14 protein-coding genes, 3 rRNA genes and 5 pseudogenes are annotated in these 24,347 nt (G+C 68.3%); 21 read left to right on the top strand and 1 reads right to left on the bottom strand.

The features are described 5' to 3' along the window. Positions 1-29 precede the first annotated feature (29 nt). From MTP03_RS12380 to scpB, 17 genes and pseudogenes are all read left to right on the top strand, one after another. Positions 30-1,550 (top strand): 16S ribosomal RNA (locus MTP03_RS12380). A gap of 440 nt (positions 1,551-1,990) precedes the next feature. Beyond that, positions 1,991-5,072, top strand: a 23S ribosomal RNA gene (locus MTP03_RS12375). A gap of 130 nt (positions 5,073-5,202) precedes the next feature. After that, positions 5,203-5,319: ribosomal RNA gene (gene rrf / locus MTP03_RS12370) — 5S ribosomal RNA — on the top strand. The 16S, 23S and 5S rRNA genes sit together here, the layout of an rRNA operon. Positions 5,320-6,009: 690 nt before the next feature. Beyond that, the gene (locus tag MTP03_RS23765) at positions 6,010-6,192 is read left to right on the top strand and encodes a hypothetical protein (RefSeq protein WP_371820747.1); all 183 of its coding nucleotides are present in this window, start codon (positions 6,010-6,012) and stop codon (positions 6,190-6,192) included. Further along, the gene (locus tag MTP03_RS23760) at positions 6,189-6,626 is read left to right on the top strand and encodes a hypothetical protein (RefSeq protein WP_371820746.1); all 438 of its coding nucleotides are present in this window, start codon (positions 6,189-6,191) and stop codon (positions 6,624-6,626) included. The genes MTP03_RS23765 and MTP03_RS23760 overlap by 4 nt, the downstream gene beginning before the upstream one ends. Then, positions 6,623-7,573, top strand: a complete 951-nt coding sequence (locus tag MTP03_RS23755) for an HAD hydrolase-like protein (protein WP_371820745.1) — start codon at positions 6,623-6,625, stop codon at positions 7,571-7,573. Before MTP03_RS23760 ends, MTP03_RS23755 begins: the two co-directional genes overlap by 4 nt. A gap of 10 nt (positions 7,574-7,583) precedes the next feature. Continuing rightward, a complete protein-coding gene (locus MTP03_RS12360; protein ID WP_248488567.1) occupies positions 7,584-7,793 on the top strand; it encodes a hypothetical protein in 210 nt (69 codons plus the stop codon). Next, a pseudogene (locus tag MTP03_RS12355) lies at positions 7,793-8,613 on the top strand (TlyA family RNA methyltransferase). The gene MTP03_RS12360 and the pseudogene MTP03_RS12355 overlap by 1 nt, the downstream one beginning before the upstream one ends. Continuing rightward, positions 8,610-11,324 (top strand): DNA repair protein RecN, encoded by a 2,715-nt coding sequence (gene recN / locus MTP03_RS12345; protein WP_371820744.1) that lies wholly within the window; start codon positions 8,610-8,612, stop codon positions 11,322-11,324. The pseudogene MTP03_RS12355 and the gene recN overlap by 4 nt, the downstream one beginning before the upstream one ends. Before the next feature lie 78 nt (positions 11,325-11,402). After that, positions 11,403-12,593, top strand: a complete 1,191-nt coding sequence (gene steA, locus MTP03_RS12340; RefSeq protein WP_248488566.1) for a putative cytokinetic ring protein SteA — start codon at positions 11,403-11,405, stop codon at positions 12,591-12,593. Continuing rightward, positions 12,594-13,514 carry a copper transporter gene (locus tag MTP03_RS12335; protein WP_248488565.1) on the top strand — a complete coding sequence of 307 codons (921 nt, stop codon included), beginning with the start codon at positions 12,594-12,596 and terminating at the stop codon, positions 13,512-13,514. Between the two features lie 65 nt (positions 13,515-13,579). Then, a pseudogene (locus tag MTP03_RS12330) lies at positions 13,580-15,233 on the top strand (CTP synthase); the annotation flags it as partial. A gap of 87 nt (positions 15,234-15,320) precedes the next feature. Next, positions 15,321-15,968: an NUDIX hydrolase gene (locus MTP03_RS12325; protein WP_248488563.1), complete on the top strand. Its 648-nt coding sequence runs from the start codon at positions 15,321-15,323 to the stop codon at positions 15,966-15,968. Positions 15,969-16,027: 59 nt separating this feature from the next. Then, positions 16,028-16,942 (top strand): site-specific tyrosine recombinase XerD, encoded by a 915-nt coding sequence (gene xerD / locus MTP03_RS12320; protein WP_371820970.1) that lies wholly within the window; start codon positions 16,028-16,030, stop codon positions 16,940-16,942. A 109-nt stretch (positions 16,943-17,051) separates the two neighbouring features. Continuing rightward, positions 17,052-17,933, top strand: coding sequence for a ParA family protein (locus tag MTP03_RS12315; protein ID WP_248492145.1), 882 nt, complete (start codon positions 17,052-17,054; stop codon positions 17,931-17,933). Then, positions 17,930-18,827: pseudogene (locus MTP03_RS12310) on the top strand (ScpA family protein). The gene MTP03_RS12315 and the pseudogene MTP03_RS12310 overlap by 4 nt, the downstream one beginning before the upstream one ends. Beyond that, positions 18,824-19,477: an SMC-Scp complex subunit ScpB gene (gene scpB, locus MTP03_RS12305; RefSeq protein ID WP_371820743.1), complete on the top strand. Its 654-nt coding sequence runs from the start codon at positions 18,824-18,826 to the stop codon at positions 19,475-19,477. Before MTP03_RS12310 ends, scpB begins: the two are co-directional and overlap by 4 nt. A gap of 19 nt (positions 19,478-19,496) precedes the next feature. On the opposite strand, the gene MTP03_RS12300 is transcribed toward scpB, so the two are convergent. After that, complete coding sequence (locus tag MTP03_RS12300; RefSeq protein ID WP_248488561.1) at positions 19,497-20,264, bottom strand: hypothetical protein; 768 nt, start codon at positions 20,262-20,264, stop codon at positions 19,497-19,499. 539 nt (positions 20,265-20,803) lie between these two features. On the opposite strand from MTP03_RS12300, the gene MTP03_RS12295 reads away from it, so the two are divergent. The 4 genes and pseudogenes from MTP03_RS12295 to der all read left to right on the top strand — a co-directional run bounded on the left by MTP03_RS12295 (position 20,804) and on the right by der (position 24,342). Then, on the top strand, positions 20,804-21,160 hold the full coding sequence (locus MTP03_RS12295; RefSeq protein WP_248488560.1) for a hypothetical protein: 357 nt from the start codon (positions 20,804-20,806) through the stop codon (positions 21,158-21,160). 42 nt (positions 21,161-21,202) lie between these two features. Beyond that, positions 21,203-22,146, top strand: a pseudogene (locus MTP03_RS12290) (pseudouridine synthase). Beyond that, the gene (cmk, locus tag MTP03_RS12285; protein WP_248488559.1) at positions 22,143-22,904 is read left to right on the top strand and encodes a (d)CMP kinase; all 762 of its coding nucleotides are present in this window, start codon (positions 22,143-22,145) and stop codon (positions 22,902-22,904) included. Before MTP03_RS12290 ends, cmk begins: the two are co-directional and overlap by 4 nt. Further along, positions 22,901-24,342, top strand: a pseudogene (gene der, locus MTP03_RS12280) (ribosome biogenesis GTPase Der). The gene cmk and the pseudogene der overlap by 4 nt, the downstream one beginning before the upstream one ends. The last annotated feature ends 5 nt before the right edge of the window (positions 24,343-24,347 follow it).

Genomic DNA, 24,347 nt, shown 5'->3' with positions numbered 1-24,347 from the left:
TATGCTGAAACCTTGTGTTTCTAGTGTTTTTTATGGAGAGTTTGATCCTGGCTCAGGACGAACGCTGGCGGCGTGCTTAACACATGCAAGTCGAACGGTAAGGCCCTTTCGGGGGTACACGAGTGGCGAACGGGTGAGTAACACGTGGGTGACCTGCCCTGTACTTCGGGATAAGCCTGGGAAACTGGGTCTAATACCGGATATGACCTTCTCCTGCATGGGGGTTGGTGGAAAGCTTTTGCGGTACAGGATGGGCCCGCGGCCTATCAGCTTGTTGGTGGGGTAATGGCCTACCAAGGCGACGACGGGTAGCCGGCCTGAGAGGGCGACCGGCCACACTGGGACTGAGACACGGCCCAGACTCCTACGGGAGGCAGCAGTGGGGAATATTGCACAATGGGCGCAAGCCTGATGCAGCGACGCCGCGTGAGGGATGACGGCCTTCGGGTTGTAAACCTCTTTCAGTAGGGACGAAGCGCAAGTGACGGTACCTACAGAAGAAGCACCGGCCAACTACGTGCCAGCAGCCGCGGTAATACGTAGGGTGCGAGCGTTGTCCGGATTTACTGGGCGTAAAGAGCTCGTAGGCGGTTTGTCACGTCGTCTGTGAAAACCCGAGGCTTAACCTCGGGCCTGCAGGCGATACGGGCAGACTTGAGTACTGTAGGGGAGACTGGAATTCCTGGTGTAGCGGTGGAATGCGCAGATATCAGGAGGAACACCGGTGGCGAAGGCGGGTCTCTGGGCAGTAACTGACGCTGAGGAGCGAAAGCGTGGGTAGCGAACAGGATTAGATACCCTGGTAGTCCACGCCGTAAACGGTGGGTACTAGGTGTGGGTTTCCTTCCACGGGATCCGTGCCGTAGCTAACGCATTAAGTACCCCGCCTGGGGAGTACGGCCGCAAGGCTAAAACTCAAAGGAATTGACGGGGGCCCGCACAAGCGGCGGAGCATGTGGATTAATTCGATGCAACGCGAAGAACCTTACCTGGGTTTGACATATAGAGGATCGCCGGAGAGATTCGGTTTGCCTTGTGCCTTCTATACAGGTGGTGCATGGCTGTCGTCAGCTCGTGTCGTGAGATGTTGGGTTAAGTCCCGCAACGAGCGCAACCCTTGTCTCATGTTGCCAGCACGTTATGGTGGGGACTCGTGAGAGACTGCCGGGGTCAACTCGGAGGAAGGTGGGGATGACGTCAAGTCATCATGCCCCTTATGTCCAGGGCTTCACACATGCTACAATGGCGCGTACAGAGGGCTGCGATACCGTGAGGTGGAGCGAATCCCTTAAAGCGCGTCTCAGTTCGGATTGGGGTCTGCAACTCGACCCCATGAAGTCGGAGTCGCTAGTAATCGCAGATCAGCAACGCTGCGGTGAATACGTTCCCGGGCCTTGTACACACCGCCCGTCACGTCATGAAAGTCGGTAACACCCGAAGCCGGTGGCCTAACCCCTTGTGGGAGGGAGCTGTCGAAGGTGGGATTGGCGATTGGGACGAAGTCGTAACAAGGTAGCCGTACCGGAAGGTGCGGCTGGATCACCTCCTTTCTAAGGAGCATTTAGTGCCGTATCGAGCCCGATCGTGGTTCGGCGGTCGCTCATATTATTGGGTGGAACACTGACACGGTAATTCTTATCGCCCTGGTGGCCGGCTGGTGCTGGTCTGGGGGTTTCGTCGGCACACTGTTGGGTGTCTGAGAGGACACGTCTTCTCTGTGCTGCTGCGTGTCTGCGCCGGCGTACTGGTTCTTCGGGGCCGGGCTGGTGGCGGTGTGGTGGTGTGTGTTGTTTGAGAATTGTATAGTGGACGCGAGCATCAACCATGATGCCGGATCGTTTGTGTCTGGTTGTCGTGGTTTTTGTTTCTGTAATTTTACATGTTTCTGTGTAAGCATTTTGTTGTGTTTTTTTGGCGCTTGATGTCATGAAGGGCGCATCGAATTTTGTGATGGCTTCGGTTGTTTCGGGTTTGGTGTGTGTTTTGTGTGTTGTAAGTGTCTAAGGGCGCACGGTGGATGCCTTGGCGCAAGGAGCCGATGAAGGACGTGGGAGGCTGCGATATGCCTCGGGAGCTGTCAACCGAGCTGTGATCCGAGGATTTCCGAATGGGGAAACCCAGCACCAGTCATGTGGTGTTACCTGCCGTTGAATATATAGACGGTGTGGAGGGAACGAGGGGAAGTGAAACATCTCAGTACCCTCAGGAAGAGAAAACAATAGTGATTCCGTGAGTAGTGGCGAGCGAAAGCGGATGAGGCTAAACCATGCACATGTGATACCGGGTAGGGGTTGTGTGTGTGGTGTTGTGGGGTTCATCTTTCCAGTACTACCTTGCTGGAGGGCAGTGAGAAAGTGTCATGTTAGGTGAAGTGGCCTGGAATGGTCCGCCGGAGGGGGTGAGAGTCCCGTAACCGAAAACGTGGTGCCTGTCTTGATGGATTCCCGAGTAGCAGCGAGCCCGTGGAATTTGCTGTGAATCTGCCGGGACCACCCGGTAAGCCTGAATACTACCTTGCGACCGATAGCGGACTAGTACCGTGAGGGAAAGGTGAAAAGTACCCCGGGAGGGGAGTGAAATAGTACCTGAAACCGTGTGCTTACAATCCGTCAGAGCCTTCGGGTGATGGCGTGCCTTTTGAAGAATGAGCCTGCGAGTCAGTGCTCGGTGGCGAGGTTAACCCGTTGTGGGGTAGCCGTAGCGAAAGCGAGTCCGAATAGGGCGGTTGAGTCGCCGGGTCTGGACCCGAAGCGGAGTGATCTACCCATGGCCAGGGTGAAGCAGCAGTAAGATGTTGTGGAGGCCCGAACCCACTTAGGTTGAAAACTGAGGGGATGAGCTGTGGGTAGGGGTGAAAGGCCAATCAAACTCCGTGATAGCTGGTTCTCCCCGAAATGCATTTAGGTGCAGCGTCACGTGTTTCTTGCCGGAGGTAGAGCTACTGGATGGCCGATGGGCCCTCACAGGTTACTGACGTCAGCCAAACTCCGAATGCCGGTAAGTGAGAACGTGGCAGTGAGACTGCGGGGGATAAGCTTCGTAGTCGAGAGGGAAACAGCCCAGATCGCCGGCTAAGGCCCCTAAGCGTGTACTAAGTGGAAAAGGATGTCCGGTCGCGAAGACAACCAGGAGGTTGGCTTAGAAGCAGCCACCCTTGAAAGAGTGCGTAATAGCTCACTGGTCTAGTGGCTGGGCGCCGACAATGTAGCGGGGCTCAAGTACACCGCCGAAGCCGCGGCACTCACACTTTCGGGTGTGGGTGGGTAGGGGAGCGTCGTGCAGCCGTAGAAGCAGCGGGGTGACCCAGTTGTGGAGGCTGCGCGAGTGAGAATGCAGGCATGAGTAGCGAATGACAAGTGAGAAACTTGTCCTCCGGATGACCAAGGGTTCCTGGGCTAGGTTAATCCTCCCAGGGTGAGTCGGGACCTAAGGCGAGGCCGACAGGCGTAGTCGATGGACAACGGGTTGATATTCCCGTACCCGTGTCAGATCGCCCCTGATGAATCAGTTGTACTAACCGTCCTGAAGCTTCCAGATCACCTTCGGGTGACGGTGGAGTGGATGCACGGGACCTCGGCTGGTAGTAGTCAAGCGATGGGGTGACGCAGGAAGGTAGTGGGGCCAGTCAGTGGTTGTACTGGTGTAAGCCTGTAGGGCGGGATCTAGGCAAATCCGGATCCTGTGGTGCCTGAGAGGTGATGCGTAGCCGTTGCGGTGAATTCCATGATCCTATGCTGCCGAGAAAAGCCTCTAGCGAGATCTGATGTGGCCCGTACCCCAAACCAACACAGGTGGTCAGGTAGAGAATACCAAGGAGATCGAGAGAACTGTGGTTAAGGAACTCGGCAAAATGCCCCCGTAACTTCGGGAGAAGGGGGACCCGACCTGGTGACGGCTTTTTCGGCTTGAGCTGGGTGGGGTCGCAGAGACCAGAGAGAAGCGACTGTTTACTAAAAACACAGGTCCATGCGAAGTCGTAAGACGATGTATATGGACTGACGCCTGCCCGGTGCTGGAAGGTTAAGAGGACCGGTTAGCCGTAAGGCGAAGCTGAGAATTTAAGCCCCAGTAAACGGCGGTGGTAACTATAACCATCCTAAGGTAGCGAAATTCCTTGTCGGGTAAGTTCCGACCTGCACGAATGGCGTAACGACTTCTCTGCTGTCTCAACCACAGACTCGGCGAAATTGCAGTACGAGTAAAGATGCTCGTTACGCGCGGCAGGACGAAAAGACCCCGGGACCTTCACTATAGCTTGGTATTGGTGTTCGGTTCGGTTTGTGTAGGATAGGTGGGAGACTGTGAAGCGGGCACGCCAGTGTTCGTGGAGTCGTTGTTGAAATACCACTCTGATCGTATTGGATACCTCAACCTCGGACCATGATCTGGTTCAGGGACAGTGCCTGGTGGGTAGTTTAACTGGGGCGGTTGCCTCCCAAAATGTAACGGAGGCGCCCAAAGGTTCCCTCAGCCTGGTTGGCAATCAGGTGTTGAGTGCAAGTGCACAAGGGAGCTTGACTGTGAGACTGACAGGTCGAGCAGGGACGAAAGTCGGGACTAGTGATCCGGCACCGGCAAGTGGAAGCGGTGTCGCTCAACGGATAAAAGGTACCCCGGGGATAACAGGCTGATCTTCCCCAAGAGTCCATATCGACGGGATGGTTTGGCACCTCGATGTCGGCTCGTCGCATCCTGGGGCTGGAGTAGGTCCCAAGGGTTGGGCTGTTCGCCCATTAAAGCGGCACGCGAGCTGGGTTTAGAACGTCGTGAGACAGTTCGGTCTCTATCCGCCGCGCGCGTTAGAAACTTGAGGAAGGCTGTCCCTAGTACGAGAGGACCGGGACGGACGAACCTCTGGTGTGCCAGTTGTTCCACCAGGAGCACGGCTGGTTGGCTACGTTCGGAAGGGATAACCGCTGAAAGCATCTAAGCGGGAAGCCTGTTCCAAGATTAGGTTTCTCACCACCTTGAGTGGGTAAGACCCCCTACAGACTATGGGGTTGATAGGCCAGAACTGGAAGCGCAGTAATGCGTGTAGGTGACTGGTACTAATCGGTCGAGGACTTACCACACACATAACATTCGCCAAAACGAGCAACGAGCCTCGCAGAAACGAATAGCGTGTAACTGAAACAGAATCCAGACGTTGGTCTGGTTCGCGTCCACTATGCAATGTCTGAGACAACACATGTCTCGAAGTGTTACGGCGGCCATAGCGAAGGGGAAACGCCCGGCTCCATTCCGAACCCGGAAGCTAAGCCCTTCAGCGCCGATGGTACTGCACTCGTGAGGGTGTGGGAGAGTAGGACACCGCCGGACTAAAATTAGATACAGGATGAAGGCCCTTGGGGATCGTGTCGAGCACTGTGAAGTGCTCCGCATCCTCAGGGGCCTTCGTCATGTCCAAGTACAGTAAGAGCGTGAGAGTCGCCGCCGGTGGCGACGGGAAGCGAGTGCAACGTGGCAGAGTCGAGCGGCGAACGCCGGCGGCGCGCGGGATTCACCAATCCCGCGGACCGGAACGACCGCGGTAACGGCGGAGATTCGTCACGTAGCACCAGCCGGAGCAACGACCGCGGGGCCCGTGGCGACGACCGTCGCGGTGGGGATCGTCGGGACTTCCGCGGCGGTGATCGCCGTGACAACCGCAGCGGTGATTCCCGCAGCGGCGACCGGCGAGAGTTCGGAGGCCGCCCGTCCGGTGAACGGCGTTCCTCGAGCGATCGGCGCTCCGCGGGCTCCGGCGACCGCCGGGACTTCGGCGGGCGCCCGTCGGGGGACCGCCGCGCGGCCGGGGGTACCGCTGACCGTCGAGGTGGCGGACCGGGAGGGGACCGCCGGGGCGGCGGAGATCGGCGCGGCGGTAGTTCGTACGGCGGTCGCAACGGCGCGGGTCCGCGGCCCGGCGGCGGGTTCACGCGCGACGATCAGCGGTCGGACCGGCCGCGGACTCGGGCGGGCGAACCGTCGATCCCGAAGGACGTCGACCCGAAGGAGCTCGATCCCGGGGTGCGCCGCGATCTGCTCAGCCTGGACAAGAACAACGCCGAGCTCGTCTCGTCGCATCTCGTGCTCGCCGGGCGGCTGCTGGACTCCGACCCCGCGGCGGCCCGGCGCACGCGCGGGCGGCGCGGGAGCGGGCGGGTCGCATCGCTGCGGTCCGGGAGGCGTGCGGGATCGCGGCGTACATGAACGGCGAGTGGGCGGAGGCACTCAGCGAGCTGCGGGCCGCCAAGCGGATGGGAGGCAGTGTCAATCTGCTGCCGATGATCGCCGACAGCGAGCGCGGTCTCGGGCGACCCGAGAAGGCGATCGAGACGGCCCGCGGCGACGAGGCGGCGAAGCTCATCGGTGACGATCGGACCGAGCTGCGCATCGTCGAGGCGGGCGCTCGGATGGACATGGGCGAGTACGACAAGGCCGTCGTCACGCTCCGTGCCGAGGACTTGAACCCGGCCCGGCGGGGCTTCCACGCCGCGCGCCTGTTCTACGCGTACGCCGAGGCCCTCCTCAACGCGGACCGTCGGTCCGACGCACTGACGTGGTTCCTCAACGCGGCCGCGGCCGACGAGGACGAGTTCACCGACGCCGAGGATCGGGTCGCCGAGCTGTCCGACGGCGAATGAGCGGCTCGCTGGTCAGCGCGTACGACAGGCTGCTCGTCGATCTGGACGGCACCGTGTACGCGGGGGCGGCGGCGATCCCCGGCGCAGCGGAGGCCCTCACGGACCTTCCCGTCACCTACGTCACGAACAATGCGAGTCGCGCACCGTCGGACGTGGCGCGGCACCTGCGCGACCTGGGCTTCTCCGCACCCGACTGTGCCGTTGTCACCAGCGCGCAGGCGGGCGCGGGACTGCTCGCGTCGCTCGTTCCAGCGGGGACTCCGGTACTCGTGGTCGGCGCTCCGGCCCTGCGGGCAGAGGTCGAGACACGGGGCCTCTCCGTCGTCGACCGCGCCGAGGACGCCCGCGCCGTGATCCAGGGCCACAGCCCGGAGACCGGATGGGCGCAGCTGTCGGAGGCGGCGCTCGCGATCCGCGCCGGTGCGGTGTGGGTCGCCACCAACACGGACGCGACGCTCCCCACCGAGCGAGGGTTCCTCGTGGGCAACGGGTCGATGGTCGGCGCCGTGCGCAACGCCACCGATCGTGAGCCACAGGTCGCCGGCAAGCCGTTCACCCCGATCTTCGTCGACGCGATGCGCGCGGCCGGGGCGACGACCGCGCTCGTGGTGGGCGACCGGCTCGATACCGACATCGAGGGCGGCAACGCCTTCGGCGCCGACACCTACCTCGTGCTGACCGGCGTGAACGACGTCCAGGACCTCGTCAGGGCACCCGACCGGCACCAGCCCACCTTCGTCGCCGAGACCCTCGCGGGCCTGCGCCTGCCGGCCGAGGCGTCGCTCCCCGGGCAGCGCCCCGGGTGGACGGCCACCGTCGCGGGAGACGACCTGATCGTGACTGCCGCGCCGGGCGCGGATCCGGCGGAGGCCGTGTACGTGGCCGTGGCCGCGGCGCGCGAGCTCCCCGAGCAATCCCGGGCGGGCCTGCGCCTGAGCATCCGCTAGCGTGGAACCGATGAATCCGGAAGGGCGGGACGCGGCCGGCGTGCGCACGGCCGTCGAGGATCTGATGCACCGCGTCGACGAACTCGACGCGGCGCCCGTCGTCGACCCCGGCTCCGTCGCCGGCGTCGGCGAGCTCGCCGTACTGGGACGCCAGGCCGCGCTGTTCGAGCAGGCCCACGAGCTGCTCGTCAACGCTCTGGACACGGTGGACCGCGCCTGATGGCGCGCAGGGTACGGCTCGACGCCGAACTGGTGCGCCGCGGGATGGCCCGCTCGCGCGAGCATGCGCGCGAGCTGATCGACGCCGGACGGGTCACCGTCAACAAGCAGATCGCGCGGAAGGCCGCCAACCAGATCGATCCCGCCGATCCGGTGCACGTCACAGCCGTCGCGGGTGAGGTCGAATGGGCCTCCCGCGGTGCGCACAAGCTGATCGGTGCGCTCGACTCGTTCCCCGACGTCGCGGTCCAGGGCCGACGGTGCCTCGATGCCGGCGCGTCCACGGGCGGCTTCACCGACGTCCTGCTGCACCGCGGCGCGCAGCGGGTCTACGCCGTCGACGTCGGCTACGGCGAGCTGGTCTGGCGGCTGCGCGACGACGCCCGAGTGACCGTCATGGACCGCACCAACGTCCGCACGCTCGAACCGGAGGTGCTCGGGGCCCCGTCGACCTGGCGGTCGGCGATCTGTCGTTCATCTCGTTGGCCCTGGTGCTGCCGGCGCTGGCGCGCTGCTCGGCTCCCGGCGCCGACCTGCTACCGATGGTGAAGCCGCAGTTCGAGGTGGGGAAGGGCAACGTCGGGTCGGGCGGAGTGGTCCGCGACAGTCGGCTGCGCGCCAGCGCGGTGCGCGGCGTCGCCGAGGCGGCCGCCGCGGTGGGGCTGTCGACCCGCGGGATCACCTTCAGCCCGCTGCCCGGTCCGTCGGGCAACGTCGAGTACTTTCTGCACTTGCGCAAGGACGACGGGGACGGAGCCGTGCCGCTCCCCGCCGACGTGGACGAGATGATCTGGACGGCCGTGACGGAGGGACCGCAGTGACGACAGCGCACGACCGGACGTTCCTGGTGGTGGTGCACACGCTGCGCAGCGACGTGGACCGCACGGTCGACGACATCCGGCGGCGTCTGGCCGCTGCCGGGGTCCACATGAAGCTCGAGAGCGACGTCCGCGAGGCGCCCGACGACGCCGCGGTCGGCTGCGAGGTGGTCGTGGTCCTCGGCGGCGACGGTGGGTTCCTCCGCGGCGCCGAGCTCGCGCGCCGCGCCGACGTCCCCATCGTCGGCATCAACCTCGGTCACGTCGGTTTCCTGGCAGAGTCCGAGGTCGACACGGTGCCCGCCACCATCGACGACCTCGTGCACCGCCGCTACACCGTGCACCCGCGGATGACGCTCGACGTCGCGATCCACGACGGCGACCGGCTCGTCTCCGAGGGGTGGGCGCTCAACGAGGTCAGCGTGGAGAACCGGTCGCGGCAGGGTCTGCTCGAGTTGGTCACCGAGGTCGACGGCCGTCCCGTCTCGCGGTTCGCCTGCGACGGCCTGCTCGTCGCGACGCCGACCGGCTCCACCGCCTACGCGTTCTCCGCCGGCGGGCCCGTCATGTGGCCGGACCTGGAGGCCCTGCTCATCGTGCCGAGCAACGCGCACGCCCTGTTCGCGCGGCCCATGGTGACGAGCCCGCGCTCCGTGATCGCGATCGAGGTCGAGGGCAGCAGGCACGAGGCGATCGCTTTCTGCGACGGCCGCCGCACACTGGAGGTCCCCGAACGCGGACGCATCGAGATCCGCCGCGGGGAGGAGCCCGTGCGGTTCATCAAGCTGGGCGCGGGCCCGTTCACGGACCGGCTGGTGACCAAGTTCCAACTGCCCATCAGCGGCTGGCGCGGCCGCCATGACGGCGACGCCGGCGGCGCCGACTACAGCGGCGGCGCAGCGCACGACAGCACGGGAATCGGGGATAGCGAAGTGCTCGAGGAGATCCGCATCTCGTCGCTCGGCGTCATCGAGCAGGCCGCGGCGGAGTTCGCGCCGGGCCTCACGGTGCTCACCGGCGAGACCGGCGCGGGCAAGACGATGGTCGTGACGAGCCTGCATCTGCTCGCCGGTGCGCGCGCCGACCCCGGACGTATCCGCGCGGGGGCCGACAAGGCCGTCGTCGAGGGCCGTTTCTCGCTGACCGGGGCCAGCTCGGCCGATCTGGTCCGCGAGACGGTCGACGGTGCCGGCGGCGACCTCGACGACGACGCCGTGATCGCGGTGCGCAGCGTCGCCGCCGATGGACGCTCGCGCGCCTATCTCGGCGGTCGCAGCGTTCCGGTGGGCACCCTGTCGGAGTTCGCCGGGCCGCTGCTCACGGTGCACGGGCAGAACGACCAGTTGCGGTTGCTCCGGCCCGAGCGACAGCGGGACCTCCTCGACGCCTTCGCCGGCACCCCTGTGGCCAAGGCGCTGCGCGCGTACCAGCGCGTGCGGGAGGAATGGCTCGCCGCCCGCGCGGAGCTCGCCGACCGCACCACGCGCTCACGCGAATTGGCCCTCGAGCAGGACCACCTCACGGCATCGCTCGCCGAGATCGACCGCGTCTCCCCGACCCCGGGCGAGGACGCCGACACCACCTCGAAGATCAAGCGGCTCTCGGACCTCGACACGCTGCGGGACGCGGCCGACACGTCCTACGCCGCGATCACGGGTGGCGGCTACGGCAGCGACGCCGAGAGCGCGGGCTCGGTCCTGGACCTGCTGGGAACCGTCCGCGCCGCGCTCTCCGGTTCGGACGACGCCGCGCTGCGCGCGCTCGCCGAGCGGATCGAGGAGGCGACGACCGTCGCCGGCGACGTGGCGACCGAGCTCGGCGGCTACCTCGCGGACCTGCCCAGCGACCCGTCGGAGCTCGAATCGCTGCTGTTGCGCCAGTCCGAGCTCAAGACCCTCACCCGCAAGTACGCCCCCGACATCGACGGCGTGATCGCGTGGGCGGACGAGGCCCGGACCCGGCTGGAAGGGATCGATACCTCGGCGGAAGGCCTTGCGGCGCTGCAGAGCCGCGTCACGGAGCTCGAGGCGGAACTCGCCGCTGCGGCCGCGACTCTCACCGCGGCGCGGATGAAGGCCGCCGGCTCGCTCGGCAAGAAGGTCACGGGCGAGCTGCGCAAGCTGGCCATGGGCGACGCGTCGATCACGGTCGACGTGGCGCCGGACGCGGTGGCGCACGACGGGGACGGGATCGTGGTCGACGGTGCCGCGCGCCGCGCCGGCGCGTACGGCACCGACGTGGTCGAGTTCCGGCTGGTCGCCCACGACGGCGCGAACCCGCTGCCCATCGGCAAGTCCGCGTCGGGCGGCGAGCTCTCCCGCGTGATGCTCGCGCTCGAGGTGGTCCTCGCGGCCACCGAACAGGGGCTCACGATGGTGTTCGACGAGGTCGACGCCGGCGTGGGCGGGAAGGCGGCGGTCGAGATCGGGCGGCGGCTCGCGGCGTTGGCGCAGCGGCATCAGGTGATCGTCGTGACGCACCTGCCGCAGGTCGCCGCGTTCGCGGACACGCACCTGACCGTGGGGAAGCAGACCGGCAAGGGCTCGGTGACCTCGACCCTGACCGCGCTCTCGCGGGAGGAGCGGATCGCCGAGCTGGCCCGCATGCTCGCGGGGCTCGGCGATTCCGACACCGGCCGCGCCCATGCGGAGGAACTCCTCGACGCCGCCGACAGCGACAAGGTCGCGCAGTCGGGAGTGCACGCGTCCAAGTGACACCCGTGTGATTCAAGTTTCCCGTGTTGTCGGCGCGCCTCCCGTGATCAATGTGACTGACGGTGCAAGATGGCAGCCATGAAGCTCACTGGCCTGCTGTCCCGCAACACGGCGAACCTGCCCGGCGTCACCGGCACCGCCCGGGTCGACAAGGACACCACGCGTCTGCTCGGCCGGATCGGCCGCGGCGACATCGTGGTGTGCGACGAGCTGGACCTCGACCGCACCACCGCCGACCTCATGGTCGAGGCCGGCGTCGCGGCGGTGGTCAACGCGTCGCCGTTCATCTCCGGTCGCTACCCGAACCTCGGCCCCGAGGTGCTGGCGGCCGCCGGGATCGAGCTCATCGACGACGCGGGCAAAGAGGTGTTCTCCCGGATCAAGGACGGCGCGAGGGTTCGCGTGCACGAGGGCGTCGTGTACGCCGGCGAACGCGAGCTGGCCGAGGGCGAGGAACTCACCGACACCGACGTGACCTCGCGCATGCTCGCCGCCCGCTCGGGCGTGGTCGACCACCTCGAGGCCTTCGCCGGCAACACCGTCGAGTTCATCCGCGTCGAGTCGCCGCTGCTCATCGACGGCGTCGGCATCCCGGATGTCGAGGTGAACCTCAACGAGCGCCACGTGCTCGTCGTCTCCGACGGTCCCGATCACGCCGAGGACCTCAAGCGCCTCAAGCCGTTCATCAAGGAGTACGCGCCGGTGCTGATCGGCGTGAACCGTGGCGCCGACGCCCTGGTCAAGGCCGGCTACCGCCCCGACCTCATCGTCGGCGACCCGGAGATGATCACCACCAACACCCTGCGCTCGGGCGCGCAGGTGGTGCTTCCCGCCGCGCCCGACGGGCACGCCCCGGGCCTCGAGCGCATCCAGGATCTCGGCATCGGCGCGATGACCTTCCCGGCCACCGGTTCGGCGGCCGACCTCGCGCTGATCATCGCGGACCACCACGGCGCCTCGCTGATCGTCTCGGTGGGCCACTCGGCGTCGCTGGAGGAGTTCTTCGACGCGGGTCGCCGCGAGTCGAACCCGTCGACCTTCCTCACCCGCCTCAAGGTGGGTACGAAGTTGGTCGACGGCAAGGCCGTCGCCACCCTCTACCGCAGCCGCGGCCACGGCGGCGCGATCGCGCTGTTCATCCTCGCGGCGCTCGTCGCGGTGGTGGTCGCGGTACTGGTCTCCAACCAGGGCCACGACCTGCTGCAGTGGGTGATCGACCAGTGGAACCGTTTCGCGCTCTGGGTCCAGGGCCAGTTCCGGGCCCTCTAGGTGCCCGGCCCGACCCGCCGCCTCCGCTCCTCCGGCGCCCGTCGGCCGGCCCTGTTCTGGGCCGCGATCCTGCTGGCGTTCGCCGTCGGTGTGGCGTTGGGCGGCGGCGTCCTGGCGCGGTTCACCACCGACGGTGATCTCAAGGACCTGCGCGCCCAGGTCGAGGAGCTCGAACGCGCGAACCACGGCCTGACCGATCGCGCCCGCGCGGCCGATGCGTTCGCGGACGCCGCAGCACCGTCGACCCTGGGACGCGGCCTGGCCGGCATCCCCGTGCTCCTCGTGGCCGCGCCCGGCGCGGACCGCGCCGACGTCGCGCAGATCGCGCGGCGCGTCACGCAGGCCGGCGGCACCGTCGCCGGGAACCTGACGCTCACCGCCGCGCTCTACGCCGACGACCAGTCCGAGCGACTGCGCGGCGTGGTCGACAACGCCGCGCCCACGGACGTGGCGATCGACGCCGCGCTCGTCGATCCCCGCGCCCGCGCCGGCGATCTGCTGGGGAACATCCTGCTCGCCGAGGACGCGGTCGAACCGCCGTCGAACGGACGTACCGACGCGCTCGCCGCGCTGCGGCAGGCCGGGTTCCTCACCTTCGACGGCCCGACGGTGCCCGGCGCCCGTGCCGCTGTCCTCGTGACGGGCGGCACGGTGCCCGGGGCACAGGCGGCTCAGGGCCAGGGGATCGGCCGCCTCGCGGCTGGACTCTCGCGCCACGGCGCCGGCGTCGTGCTCGCCGGCCGGACCGGATCGGCGCAGGGTGCGGGCCCGATCGTGGTCGTGCGGCAGGACCGGGCGCTCGCGCCGCGGCTCGCCACCGTCGACGATGCCGACACCGTCGTCGGGCAGGTCTCCGTCGCGCTCGGGCTCGTGCAGGCAACGCGCGGGGACGTCCGCGCGTACGGAACGGGCGCACGCTAACGGCAGGTGATAGGCTGAAGTCCCGTAGATGAAGCAGGTTTGTCCGCTCGAATACGGGAGTCTCATTGCCCTCTCCTCGCGTCGGCGCGCGTGTCGCCACGAAGCACATTTTCGTCTCCGGGGGCGTCGCGTCCTCGCTGGGTAAGGGCCTGACGGCTTCCAGTCTGGGGCAGCTCCTCACCGCGCGTGGTCTGCGCGTGACCATGCAGAAGCTCGATCCGTACCTCAACGTGGATCCGGGCACCATGAACCCGTTCCAGCACGGCGAGGTGTTCGTCACCGAGGACGGCGCCGAGACCGACCTGGACGTGGGCCACTACGAGCGGTTCCTCGACCGCGACCTGTCCGGCATCGCGAACGTGACCACGGGACAGGTCTATTCGACCGTCATCGCCAAGGAGCGGCGCGGCGAATACCTGGGCGACACCGTCCAGGTGATCCCACACATCACCGACGAGATCAAGAACCGGATCCTCGCGATGCAGGCGCCGGACGCCGAGGGCATCGCCCCGGACGTGGTCATCACCGAGATCGGCGGCACCGTCGGCGACATCGAGTCGCAGCCCTTCCTCGAGGCCGCCCGCCAGGTGCGCCACGACGTGGGGCGCGACAACGTCTTCTTCCTGCACGTGTCGCTGGTGCCGTACCTCGCCGCGTCCGGCGAGCTCAAGACCAAGCCCACGCAGCACTCCGTCGCCGCGCTGCGCTCGATCGGCATCACGCCCGATGCGCTGATCCTGCGCTGCGACCGCGACGTGCCCGAGGGGCAGCGCAACAAGATCGCGCTGATGTGCGACGTCGACATCGACGGCGTGATCTCCTGCCCGGACGCCTCGTCGATCTACGACGTGCCGAAGGTGCTGCACCGCAACCAGCTCGACGCCTACGTGGTGCGCAAGCTGGGCCTGCCGTTCCGGGACGTGGACTGGACCGTGTGGGGCGACCTGCTCAAACGGGTGCACGAGCCGCGGGAGACGGTCAACATCGCGCTGGTCGGCAAGTACATCGACCTGCCGGACGCCTACCTGTCGGTGACCGAGGCGCTGCGCGCCGGCGGTTTCGGCAACTGGGCCAAGGTGCAGATCTCGTGGGTGCCGTCGGACGACTGCGAGACCGAGTCCGGTGCCGTCGCCGCGCTGCGCGACATGGACGGCATCCTCATCCCCGGCGGCTTCGGCATCCGCGGCATCGAGGGCAAGCTCGGCGCGATCCGCTACGCCCGCAAGCGCGGCGTGCCCCTGCTGGGCCTGTGCCTGGGCCTGCAGTGCATCGTCATCGAGGCCGCGCGGTCGGTGGGCCTCGAGGGGGCGAGCTCGACCGAGTTCGACGACGACACCCAGCACCCCGTGATCTCGACGATGGCGGATCAGGAGCAGGCCGTGGCCGGTGAGGCGGATCTCGGTGGCACGATGCGCCTGGGCGCCTACCCCGCTTCGCTCGAGCGCGGATCGATCGTGGCGACCGCGTACGGCGCGACCGAGGTGTCGGAGCGGCACCGTCACCGCTTCGAGGTGAACAACGCCTACCGGGACCGGGTCGCCGAGTCGGGCCTGAAGTTCTCCGGGACCTCGCCCGACGGGCACCTCGTCGAGTTCGTCGAGTACCCGAAGGACGTGCACCCGTTCCTCGTCGGCACGCAGGCGCACCCCGAGCTCAAGTCCCGGCCCACCCGTCCGCACCCGCTGTTCACGGCGTTCGTGGGCGCGGCGCTGAAGTACCGCTCGGAGCTGGAGCTCCCGGTCGGCGTGCGGACCGTCGCGGTCGACGCCGAGCCGGAGGCGGCACCGTCGGACGAGGACACCGTCGATGCCTGACGAACCGCACGAATTCCGGGCCGTCGGGACCGAGAACGTCTACGAGGGCCCGATCTTCGCGGTCCGTCGCGACGAGGTGACGATGCCGGGCGGCGGCACCGCGATCCGCGACGTCGTGGAGCACGACGGTGCCGTGGCCGTGGTCGCGATGAACGACGACGGCGCGATCGCGATGGTCAACCAGTACCGCCACCCGATGGGCCGCCGCCTGCTGGAGATCCCGGCGGGACTGCTCGACCACTCGGGCGAGGAGGAGCCGGTGGCCGCCGCGCAGCGCGAGCTCGCGGAGGAGACCGGACTCGGCGCGCGCGAGTGGCACGTGCTGGTGGACCTGGCGCCGTCGCCGGGCTTCACCGACGAGATGGTGCGGGTGTACCTGGCGACCGACCTGCGCTACTGCGAGATGGCGGAGCAGGAGGACGAGGAGCTCGACATGACCGTCGAGTGGATCCCCATGCCCGACGCCGTGCGCATGGTGCTCGCCGGCGACATCGTGAACTCCACCTCGGTGAGCGCGATCCTCGCGGCCACCATGGTGACCGACGACGACACGCCCCTGCGCTGCGCCGACGCCGCATGGCCCGGCCGGCCCACGGCGCTCGCCGCGCGCAAGGGGCGACCGGTGGAGGACGGGCAGTAGCCGTGCCGTCGGCGAGGGCGACGCCGGCAGCGGCCGGGACCGGTCGGCTCGGCGAACAGCTGCGCGCGTACGTCGATCACCTGACCGTGGAGCGCGGCGCGGCGCCGAACACCCTCAGCAGCTACCGGCGCGACCTGGCGCGGTACCGCGAGTACCTGGGCGGGCTGGGCGTGGACGACCTCGGGAAGGTCACCGAAGCCCAGGTCAGCGGCTTCCTCGTGGCGCTGCGCGAGGGGTCGGCCGAGCACCCGCCGCTGGCGGCCAGTTCGGCCGCACGGTCGCTCATCGCGGTGCGCGGGCTGCACCGGTTCGCCGCCGCCGAGGGGTTCGCCGCCGTCGACGTGGCCCGCGAGGTGCGCCCGCCCGCGCCCGCCAAGCGGCTGCCGAAGGCGCTGCCGGTGGAGCAGGTGATCGCGCTGCTCGAAGCCGCCGGCGGCGAGTCGGAGTCCGACACCCCGTCGCGGCTGCGCGACCGCGCGATGCTCGAGCTGCTGTACTCGTGCGGCGCCCGGATCTCCGAGGTGACGGCCCTGGACGTGGACGACATCGACGCGGAGTCGCGGTCCGTGGTGCTGCTGGGCAAGGGCGGGAAGCAGCGGGTCGTGCCGATCGGCCGGCCCGCGCTCGCGGCGTTGGACGCGTACCTGGTGCGGGGGCGGCCGGCGCTGGTGAAGCGCTCGAACCCGGCCCTGTTCCTCAACGTGCGCGGCGGGCGGCTGTCGCGGCAGTCGGCGTGGCAGGTGCTGGCCGCGGCGGCCGAGCGCGCGGGCATCGACACCACGCGCGTCCACGTCTCGCCGCACACGCTGCGGCACTCGTTCGCGACGCACCTGCTCGAGGGCGGCGCCGACGTGCGGGTGGTGCAGGAACTGCTCGGGCACGCCTCGGTGACCACGACGCAGGTGTACACGCTGGTCACCGTCCAGGCTCTGCGCGAGGTGTACGCCCAGGCGCATCCCCGCGCCCGCGGCTGATCGCGTGCCGCTGCGGCGCCCGCGGCTCGCGCGCATTAGGGTGGATGAGGACTTTATCTGGAGGTGGCAAGTGGCGGCAGCGCCGGACGCGGAGAACCCGGGCCTCGACCTGGGGGAGCTGGCACACCACGCACCCCCGCGGGACCCGCACGACGAGACTCTCGACGCGACGGGACGCCCGCGGATCGAGTTCCCCGAGCCCACCCCGAAGCCCACGCACGGGCCCGCGCGCGTGATCGCGGTGTGCAACCAGAAGGGCGGTGTGGGCAAGACCACGACCACCATCAACCTGGGCGCCTCGCTCGCGGCCTACGGGCGGCGGGTGCTGCTGGTGGACCTCGACCCTCAGGGCGCGCTGTCGGCCGGGCTCGGCGTGGCGCACCACGAGCTCGAACTCACGGTGCACAACCTGCTCATGGAGTCGCGGATCTCCGCGGACGACGTGCTGCTGCGCACCCGGGTCGAGGGCCTGGACCTGCTGCCGTCCAACATCGACCTCTCGGCCGCGGAGATCCAGCTGGTCAACGAGGTCGGCCGCGAGCAGACCCTCGCACGCGCGCTGTACCCGGTCCTGGACCGCTACGACTACATCCTGATCGACTGCCAGCCGTCGCTGGGGCTGCTCACCGTGAACGCCCTCGCGGCCGCCCAGCAGGTGCTGATCCCGATGGAGTGCGAGTACTTCGCGCTGCGCGGCCTCGCGCTGCTGACCGACACGGTCGACAAGGTGAAGGACCGGCTCAACCCGGCGCTGGACCTCGCCGGCATCGTCGTCACCATGTTCGACGCGCGCACACTGCACTCCCGCGACGTGATGTCGCGCGTGGTCGAGGTGTTCGGCGACGCCGTCTACCGCTCGGTGATCTCGCGGACAGTCCGCTTCCCGGAGACGTCCGTCGCGGGGGAGCCGATCACCTCGTGGGCCCCGAAGTCGGCCGGGGCGAACTCCTACCGGGCGTTGGCGCGCGAAGTCATCGCGCAGGAGAAGTGACCCCCACCGACGCCGAGCCGATCGAGGCGGTCGCGGAGCACGCATCGCCGGACGTCGCCGTTCCGGGCGCCGACGGTGCGCCGGAGGCACCGTCGGGCTTCACCGTGCGCCTGACGAACTTCGAGGGCCCCTTCGACCTGCTGCTGCAGCTGATCGGTGGGCGTCGCCTCGACGTGACCGAGGTGGCGCTGCACGTGGTGACCGACGAGTTCATCGCGTACACCAAGCAGCTCGGGGCACAGGCCGACCTCGACCAGACCACCGAGTTCCTGGTGGTCGCGGCCACGCTGCTCGACCTCAAGGCGGCGCGTCTCCTGCCCGCCGGCGAGGTCGAGGACGCCGAGGACCTGGCGCTGCTCGAGGCCCGGGACCTGCTGTTCGCGCGCCTGCTGCAGTACCGCGCCTACAAGCAGGTCGCCGAGCTGATGGCGCAGCTGGAGGCGAAGGCGAACCGTCGGTACCCCGGGCCGTCGGGCTGGAGGCCCGGTTCGAGGAGCTCGTGCCCCGGTCCAGCTGGGCGTGACGCCCGAACAGTTCGCGCTCGTCGCCGCGTCCGCGTTCACCCCCAAGCCGAAGCCGACAGTCGGACTCGGGCACCTGCACGTGCCGAAGGTCTCGGTGCCCGAGCAGGCCCGCCTCCTCGCGGCGAGGCTGCGGGAGCGGCCCGACCACTGGTCGGGATTCGCCGAGCTCGTCGCCGATTGCGACTCCGGCATCGCGGTGATCGCCCGGTTCCTCGCGCTGCTCGAGCTCTACCGCGAGCGTGCGGTCCTGTTCGACCAGCCCGAGGCGCTCGGCGACCTCAAGGTCCGCTGGTCCGGGGAGAACGACGGTGCCGTGGTGGGCGGCACCGTCGACGAATACGACGACGCGCCGGCCCAGGAGGACGAGTGAGCGACGAACCCGTGGATTTCGCCCTGGTCGAGGGCATGGAACCAGACGAGCTGCGATCCGCCCTGGAGGCGCTGCTGCTGGTGGTGGACGCGCCCGCCACCGCGGACCAGCTGGGCACCGCGCTCGAGGAGCCTGAGGAGCGGATCACCGCCGACCTGCGGGCGTGGGCCGGCGAGTTGGCGGAGCGGCGCTCGGGGATGGAACTGCGCGAGACCGCCGAGGGCTGGCGGCTCTACAGCCGGGCGGAGTACGCGCCGTACGTCGAGCGGCTGCTGCTCGACGGGGTGCGGTCCAAACTGACCCGCGCGGCCCTGGAGACGCTCGCGGTGATCGCCTACAAGCAGCCGGTGAGCCGCTCGCAGGTGAGCGCAGTGCGCGGCGTCAACGTGGACGGCGTGATGCGCACCCTGGCCGCGCGCGGCCTCATCGCCGAGGCCGGGGCCGACGGCGGCGCCACCACGTACGCGACCACCGACCTGTTCCTCGAGCGGCTGGGGCTCACGTCGCTGGACGAGCTGCCGCCGCTCGCGCCGCTGCTGCCCGAGGTCGATGTGATCGAGGACCTCAGCTCGCACCTCGACGAGGAGCCGCGGTTCGCGAAGCTGAGCCGCCCACGGGCCGCGGACATCGGTTTCGACCCCGACGCCTGATCGTCCGTCGCTCGTACTTCTACGCGGAAACCGCGACAACCTCGTGCGTGTTCGTCCAGGTTTCCGAGTACAAGTGCAGTTCCGGGGTCGACGGTGCCGGCCCTGCCCAACCCCGGACGCGGAGTTCGCGCTCGATCCGAGCCACGAACGTGGCCCGAGCCGGCGGGTTCGTGAGCATGGTGGAGCTGACCAGGATGAGCGTCCAACCGTCGCCGGTGATCCGGTTCCACCGGGCGATGTCGCGTTTGTGCTGGTCCGAGCCGCGGTGGTAGTCGCCCTCGTACTCGATCGCGATCCTGTGCCCCGCGGATCCGAGATCGGTGTGCAACGCCGTTCCCGGTATCGGGCACTGCGTCTCGAACATCACGAATCCCGCTCGGTGCACGACGAGCCGGGTGAACGTCTCCCACGGCGACTGCGCGCCGGGCACGACCTCCGTGAGTTCGCGCCGCACCGCCGCCGTGTTGTGCAATCCGGGGTGGTCACGGATGTACGCCTCGATCTCCTCCACCGTGGTCGCCGCGATGCCGAACTCGTTCGGGCGGACGCACTGCTCGATGGCGGCGATCGCCTGATCGCGGTACTCGTGCCGACCGAGGTCGAACGCGGTGCGCACGGCGGAGGTGGCGTGACGGCCGAGGACGTCCTCGATGTCGTCGGCGGGGAGCCTGCCGGTGCGGATGATCACATCCCGGCGCCGCCGCTGCGACGGCAGCCAGATCTCCGGCGGGTGGCCCTCCGCGAACTGGATGCCGTGCAGACCGGCCGCGGACCAGCCGGTGAACACGCACCCGGGGTACACCAATTCGAGCGCGTCGAGGCGATCACGAAGACACACTTCGGCTTCGCCCGACTGTCGGACCCCGTGGATGACCGACGCGAACAGACGCCGCGCGCAGTACTCCGAGTGCTCGCCGAGTAGGTCCCGGGTTCTCCGCTGCATACTCATTGGACGCACCAGCCGCTCGTTCGGATCCCGAGCGCCCATTTGTAGACGGATACCGTGCTCGGGTACTGCGCAGATGCCGCGGTTTCCGGGTACAAGTGGCACGGGAGCTAGGGTCGAGGCCATGCCCGACATGTCAGTCGTACTTCGGGAGGCGTTCCCGCTCGGTTCCCTCGGGCCGACGGTGCGCCGCTGGTGGCCGCTGGTCCTCACCGGCGTCTCCGCGGTGCTGTCGGTGTGGGCGGCCACCGCGCCGTGGCTCGGATTCAAGGTCGGACAGGTCGGTCTCCCGTGGAGCTTCACGGGCACCGGCCGGCTCGTCCTCACCGGAACCGGCCTCGACGGCGATCAGGTCGCGGCCGGGGTTCCCGGAGTCGGGCATGGTCGCCGATGCGGTGATCCCGTGGGGTTACGTCAGCGCCGGGCTCGCGGTCGCCGCCCTGATCCTGGTGATCGTGGCCACGGTGCGTCCGGCGTTCGCCGTCCGCGGGCGCGCGATCGCGAGCGGCCTGTTCGGGCTCGCCGCGGTGCTGGCGGTCCTGGTGTGGATCTTCCCCGACATGATGATGAGCGGCCTCGACGAGCTGACCGGCGGGAACGAGGGCGGCGACCCGCTGTTCTTCCCGCCCGAGGGCGGACTGGTGAGCACGGTCGTGGTGACCTCCGTCGCCGCGTCCGTGCTGTTCATGGGCCGCCGGAACCGCTCGCTGAGCGAGATCCGCGGCGCGCGCGGCTGACGAATACCGAAATCGCGTCGGGCCTGCGATGATGGACAGATCATGAACAGACCCGCTCGCCGTGATGGCACACCGGACCGCAGTAGAACCAGCAAGCCGAGGAAGGGCGCCGAACAGCCGCGCAAGCAGGCCGGCCGCCAAGGCGGGGTTCCCCGCCTCTCGAACGCCAAACCCGCTCGCACGCAGAACGTCCCCGTGCGGGAGCCGGGGGACGGCGCACCGTCGAATCCGTGGACAGTGGGGGATGCCGCCGCCGAGGGCGTGCGCCTGCAGAAGGTGCTCGCGCAGGCCGGCGTCGCGTCGCGACGCGTAGCGGAGGAGATGATCGCGGACGGCCGGGTCGAGGTGGACGGCGAGATCGTCACCGAGCAGGGCCGCCGGGTGGACCCGAACGTCGCGGTGGTGCGCGTGGACGGCGTGCGAGTGGTGGTCAACGAGAACCTCGTGCATCTCGCGCTGAACAAGCCGCGCGGCTGGCAGTCGACGATGAGCGACGACATGGGCCGTCCGTGCGTGGGCGACATCGTGGCCGAGCGGGTCGCCGCCGGTCAGCGGCTGTTCCACGTGGGCCGACTCGACGCCGACACCGAGGGCCTGCTGCTCGTCACCAACGACGGCGAGCTCGCCCACCGCCTCATGCACCCCTCGTACGAGGTGCCCAAGACGTATCTGGCCTGGGTCCAGGGCGAGGTGCCGCGGCGGCTGGGGAACACGCTGCGCAACGGTGTCGAGCTCGAGGACGGCCCCGTGAAGGCGGACAAGTTCTCCGTGCTGGAGGCATCGGAGGGCCGCTCGATGGTGCGGATCGTGCTGCACGAGGGCCGCAAGCACATCGTGCGCCGACTGCTGGCCGAGGTGGGGCACCCCGTCGAGCGCCTGGTGCGCACGCACGTCGGTTCCGTGGCCCTGGCGATCAGCGTCCGGGCTCGCTGCGCGTGCTCGGCCGCGACGAAGTGACGGCGCTCTACAAGGCGGTCGGGCTATGAGCGACCTACGAGAAGAGAGCGGTGGGACTGTGACCCTCGTGATCGCCATGGACGGCCCCTCGGGGACCGGGAAGTCGACGGTGGCCCGGCGTATCGCCGAGAACCTCGGCGCGCGCTACCTGGACACCGGCGCGATGTACCGCGCCGCCACGGTGTGGGCGCTGGACCAGGAGGTGGACCTCGCGGACCCGGCGGCGATCGCCGCGGCGACCGCGGATCTGCCGCTGGCGATGGGCTGCGACCCGCTCTCCGAACAGGTCGAACTCGACGAGATCTCGATCACGAGGCGGATCCGCGAGGACGACGTGACCGCAGCCGTCTCGGCCGTCTCCGCGGTGCCGGAGGTGCGCGAACAGCTCGTGGACTACCAGCGGGCCATCGCCGCCGACGACGATTCGCCGATCGTGGTGGAGGGCCGCGACATCGGCACCGTCGTCTTCCCCGACGCGCCGGTGAAGATCTACCTCACCGCCTCCGCCGAGGCGCGTGCGCAGCGCCGTCACGCACAGAACACCGAGCTGGGTCTGCCCAGCGACTACGACGAGGTGCTGGCATCCGTGCAGCGCCGCGACGGCCTCGATTCGACCCGCAAGGTCTCGCCGCTGCGACCGGCCGACGATGCGATCGAACTGGACTCGTCGGACATGGACCTGGATGAGACCGTCGCCGCTGTGGCCGAACTGGCCGACCGTGTTCTCGGTCGCCGGGACCGGGGCGAGCGGGTCGAATCCGCGCAGGCGAAGGAGGCCGCACGATGAGTGACACCGAGTTCGAGTACGCCGACTCCGGTGCCGGGGACGGCACGTGGGAGGACGAGGGTGACTTCGCCGACTACGAGGGCGATTTCAGCGACCTCGAGGCGGAGGCCGCGGAGGCGGCCGCGAAGTTGCCGACCGTGGCCATCGTGGGCCGCCCGAACGTGGGCAAGTCGACGCTGGTGAACCGGATCCTCGGCCGCCGCGAGGCCGTGGTCGAGGACATCCCGGGCGTGACCCGCGACCGGATCAGCTACGAGGCCAACTGGGCGGGCCGGCGGTTCCTGGTGCAGGACACCGGCGGCTGGGAGCCCGACGCCAAGGGCATGCAACAGTCGGTCGCGGCGCAGGCCGAGGTCGCCATGCGCACCGCCGATGCGATCGTCGTGGTCGTGGACGCCACCGTCGGTGCGACCGCGACGGACGAGGCGGTCGCCCGCGTGCTGCGCCGGTCCAAGGCCCCCGTCATTCTTGCGGCGAACAAGGTCGACGATCAGCGCACCGAGGCCGAGGCCGCGACGTTGTGGTCGCTGGGCCTAGGTGAGCCGTACACGATCTCGGCCGCCCACGGCCGCGGTACCGGCGACCTGCTCGACGTCATCCTGGAGAAGCTGCCGGAGACGCCGCGCGAGGGCACCGGCGGCATGGGGCCGCGTCGGATCGCGCTCATCGGCAAGCCGAACGTGGGAAAGAGCTCGCTGCTCAACAAGCTCACGGGTGAGAACCGCTCCGTCGTGGACAACGTCGCGGGCACCACCGTCGACCCGGTGGACTCTCTCGTCGAGCTCGGCGGCAAGACCTGGAAGTTCATCGACACCGCCGGCCTGCGCAAGAAGGTCAACCAGGCCAGCGGGCACGAGTTCTACGCGTCGCTGCGCACGAAGGGTGCGATCGAGGCCGCCGAGGTCGCGATCGTGCTCATCGACGCCTCGCAGCCGATCACGGAGCAGGACCTGCGGGTGCTGTCGATGGTGATCGAATCCGGCCGCGCGCTCGTGATCGCGTACAACAAGTGGGACCTGGTCGACGAGGACCGGCGGTACCAGCTGGAGAAGGAGATCGACCGGGAGCTGGTGCAGATCCCGTGGGCGCTGCGCGTGAACATCTCCGCGCAGACCGGCCGCGCGCTGCAGAAGCTGGTCCCCGCGATCGAGACGTCGCTCGAGTCGTGGGACAAGCGCATCCCGACGGGCCGCCTCAACAACTGGTTGCGCGAGGTCATGGCCGCGACGCCGCCGCCCCTGCGCGGGGCAAGCTGCCCAAGGTGCTGTTCGCGACTCAGGCGGCGACGCGGCCGCCCACGTTCGTGCTGTTCACCACGGGATTCCTGGAGGCGGGCTACCGCCGGTTCCTGGAGCGCCGGCTGCGTGAGGAGTTCGGGTTCGACGGTTCCCCCGTGCGGGTGAACGTCCGGGTCCGCGAGAAGCGCGCGAAGAAGTAGCCGCG

Source organism: Tsukamurella sp. PLM1 (assembly GCF_023168325.1).
GTDB lineage: Bacteria > Actinomycetota > Actinomycetes > Mycobacteriales > Mycobacteriaceae > Tsukamurella.
This window is presented reverse-complemented; position numbering and strand designations above follow the sequence as displayed.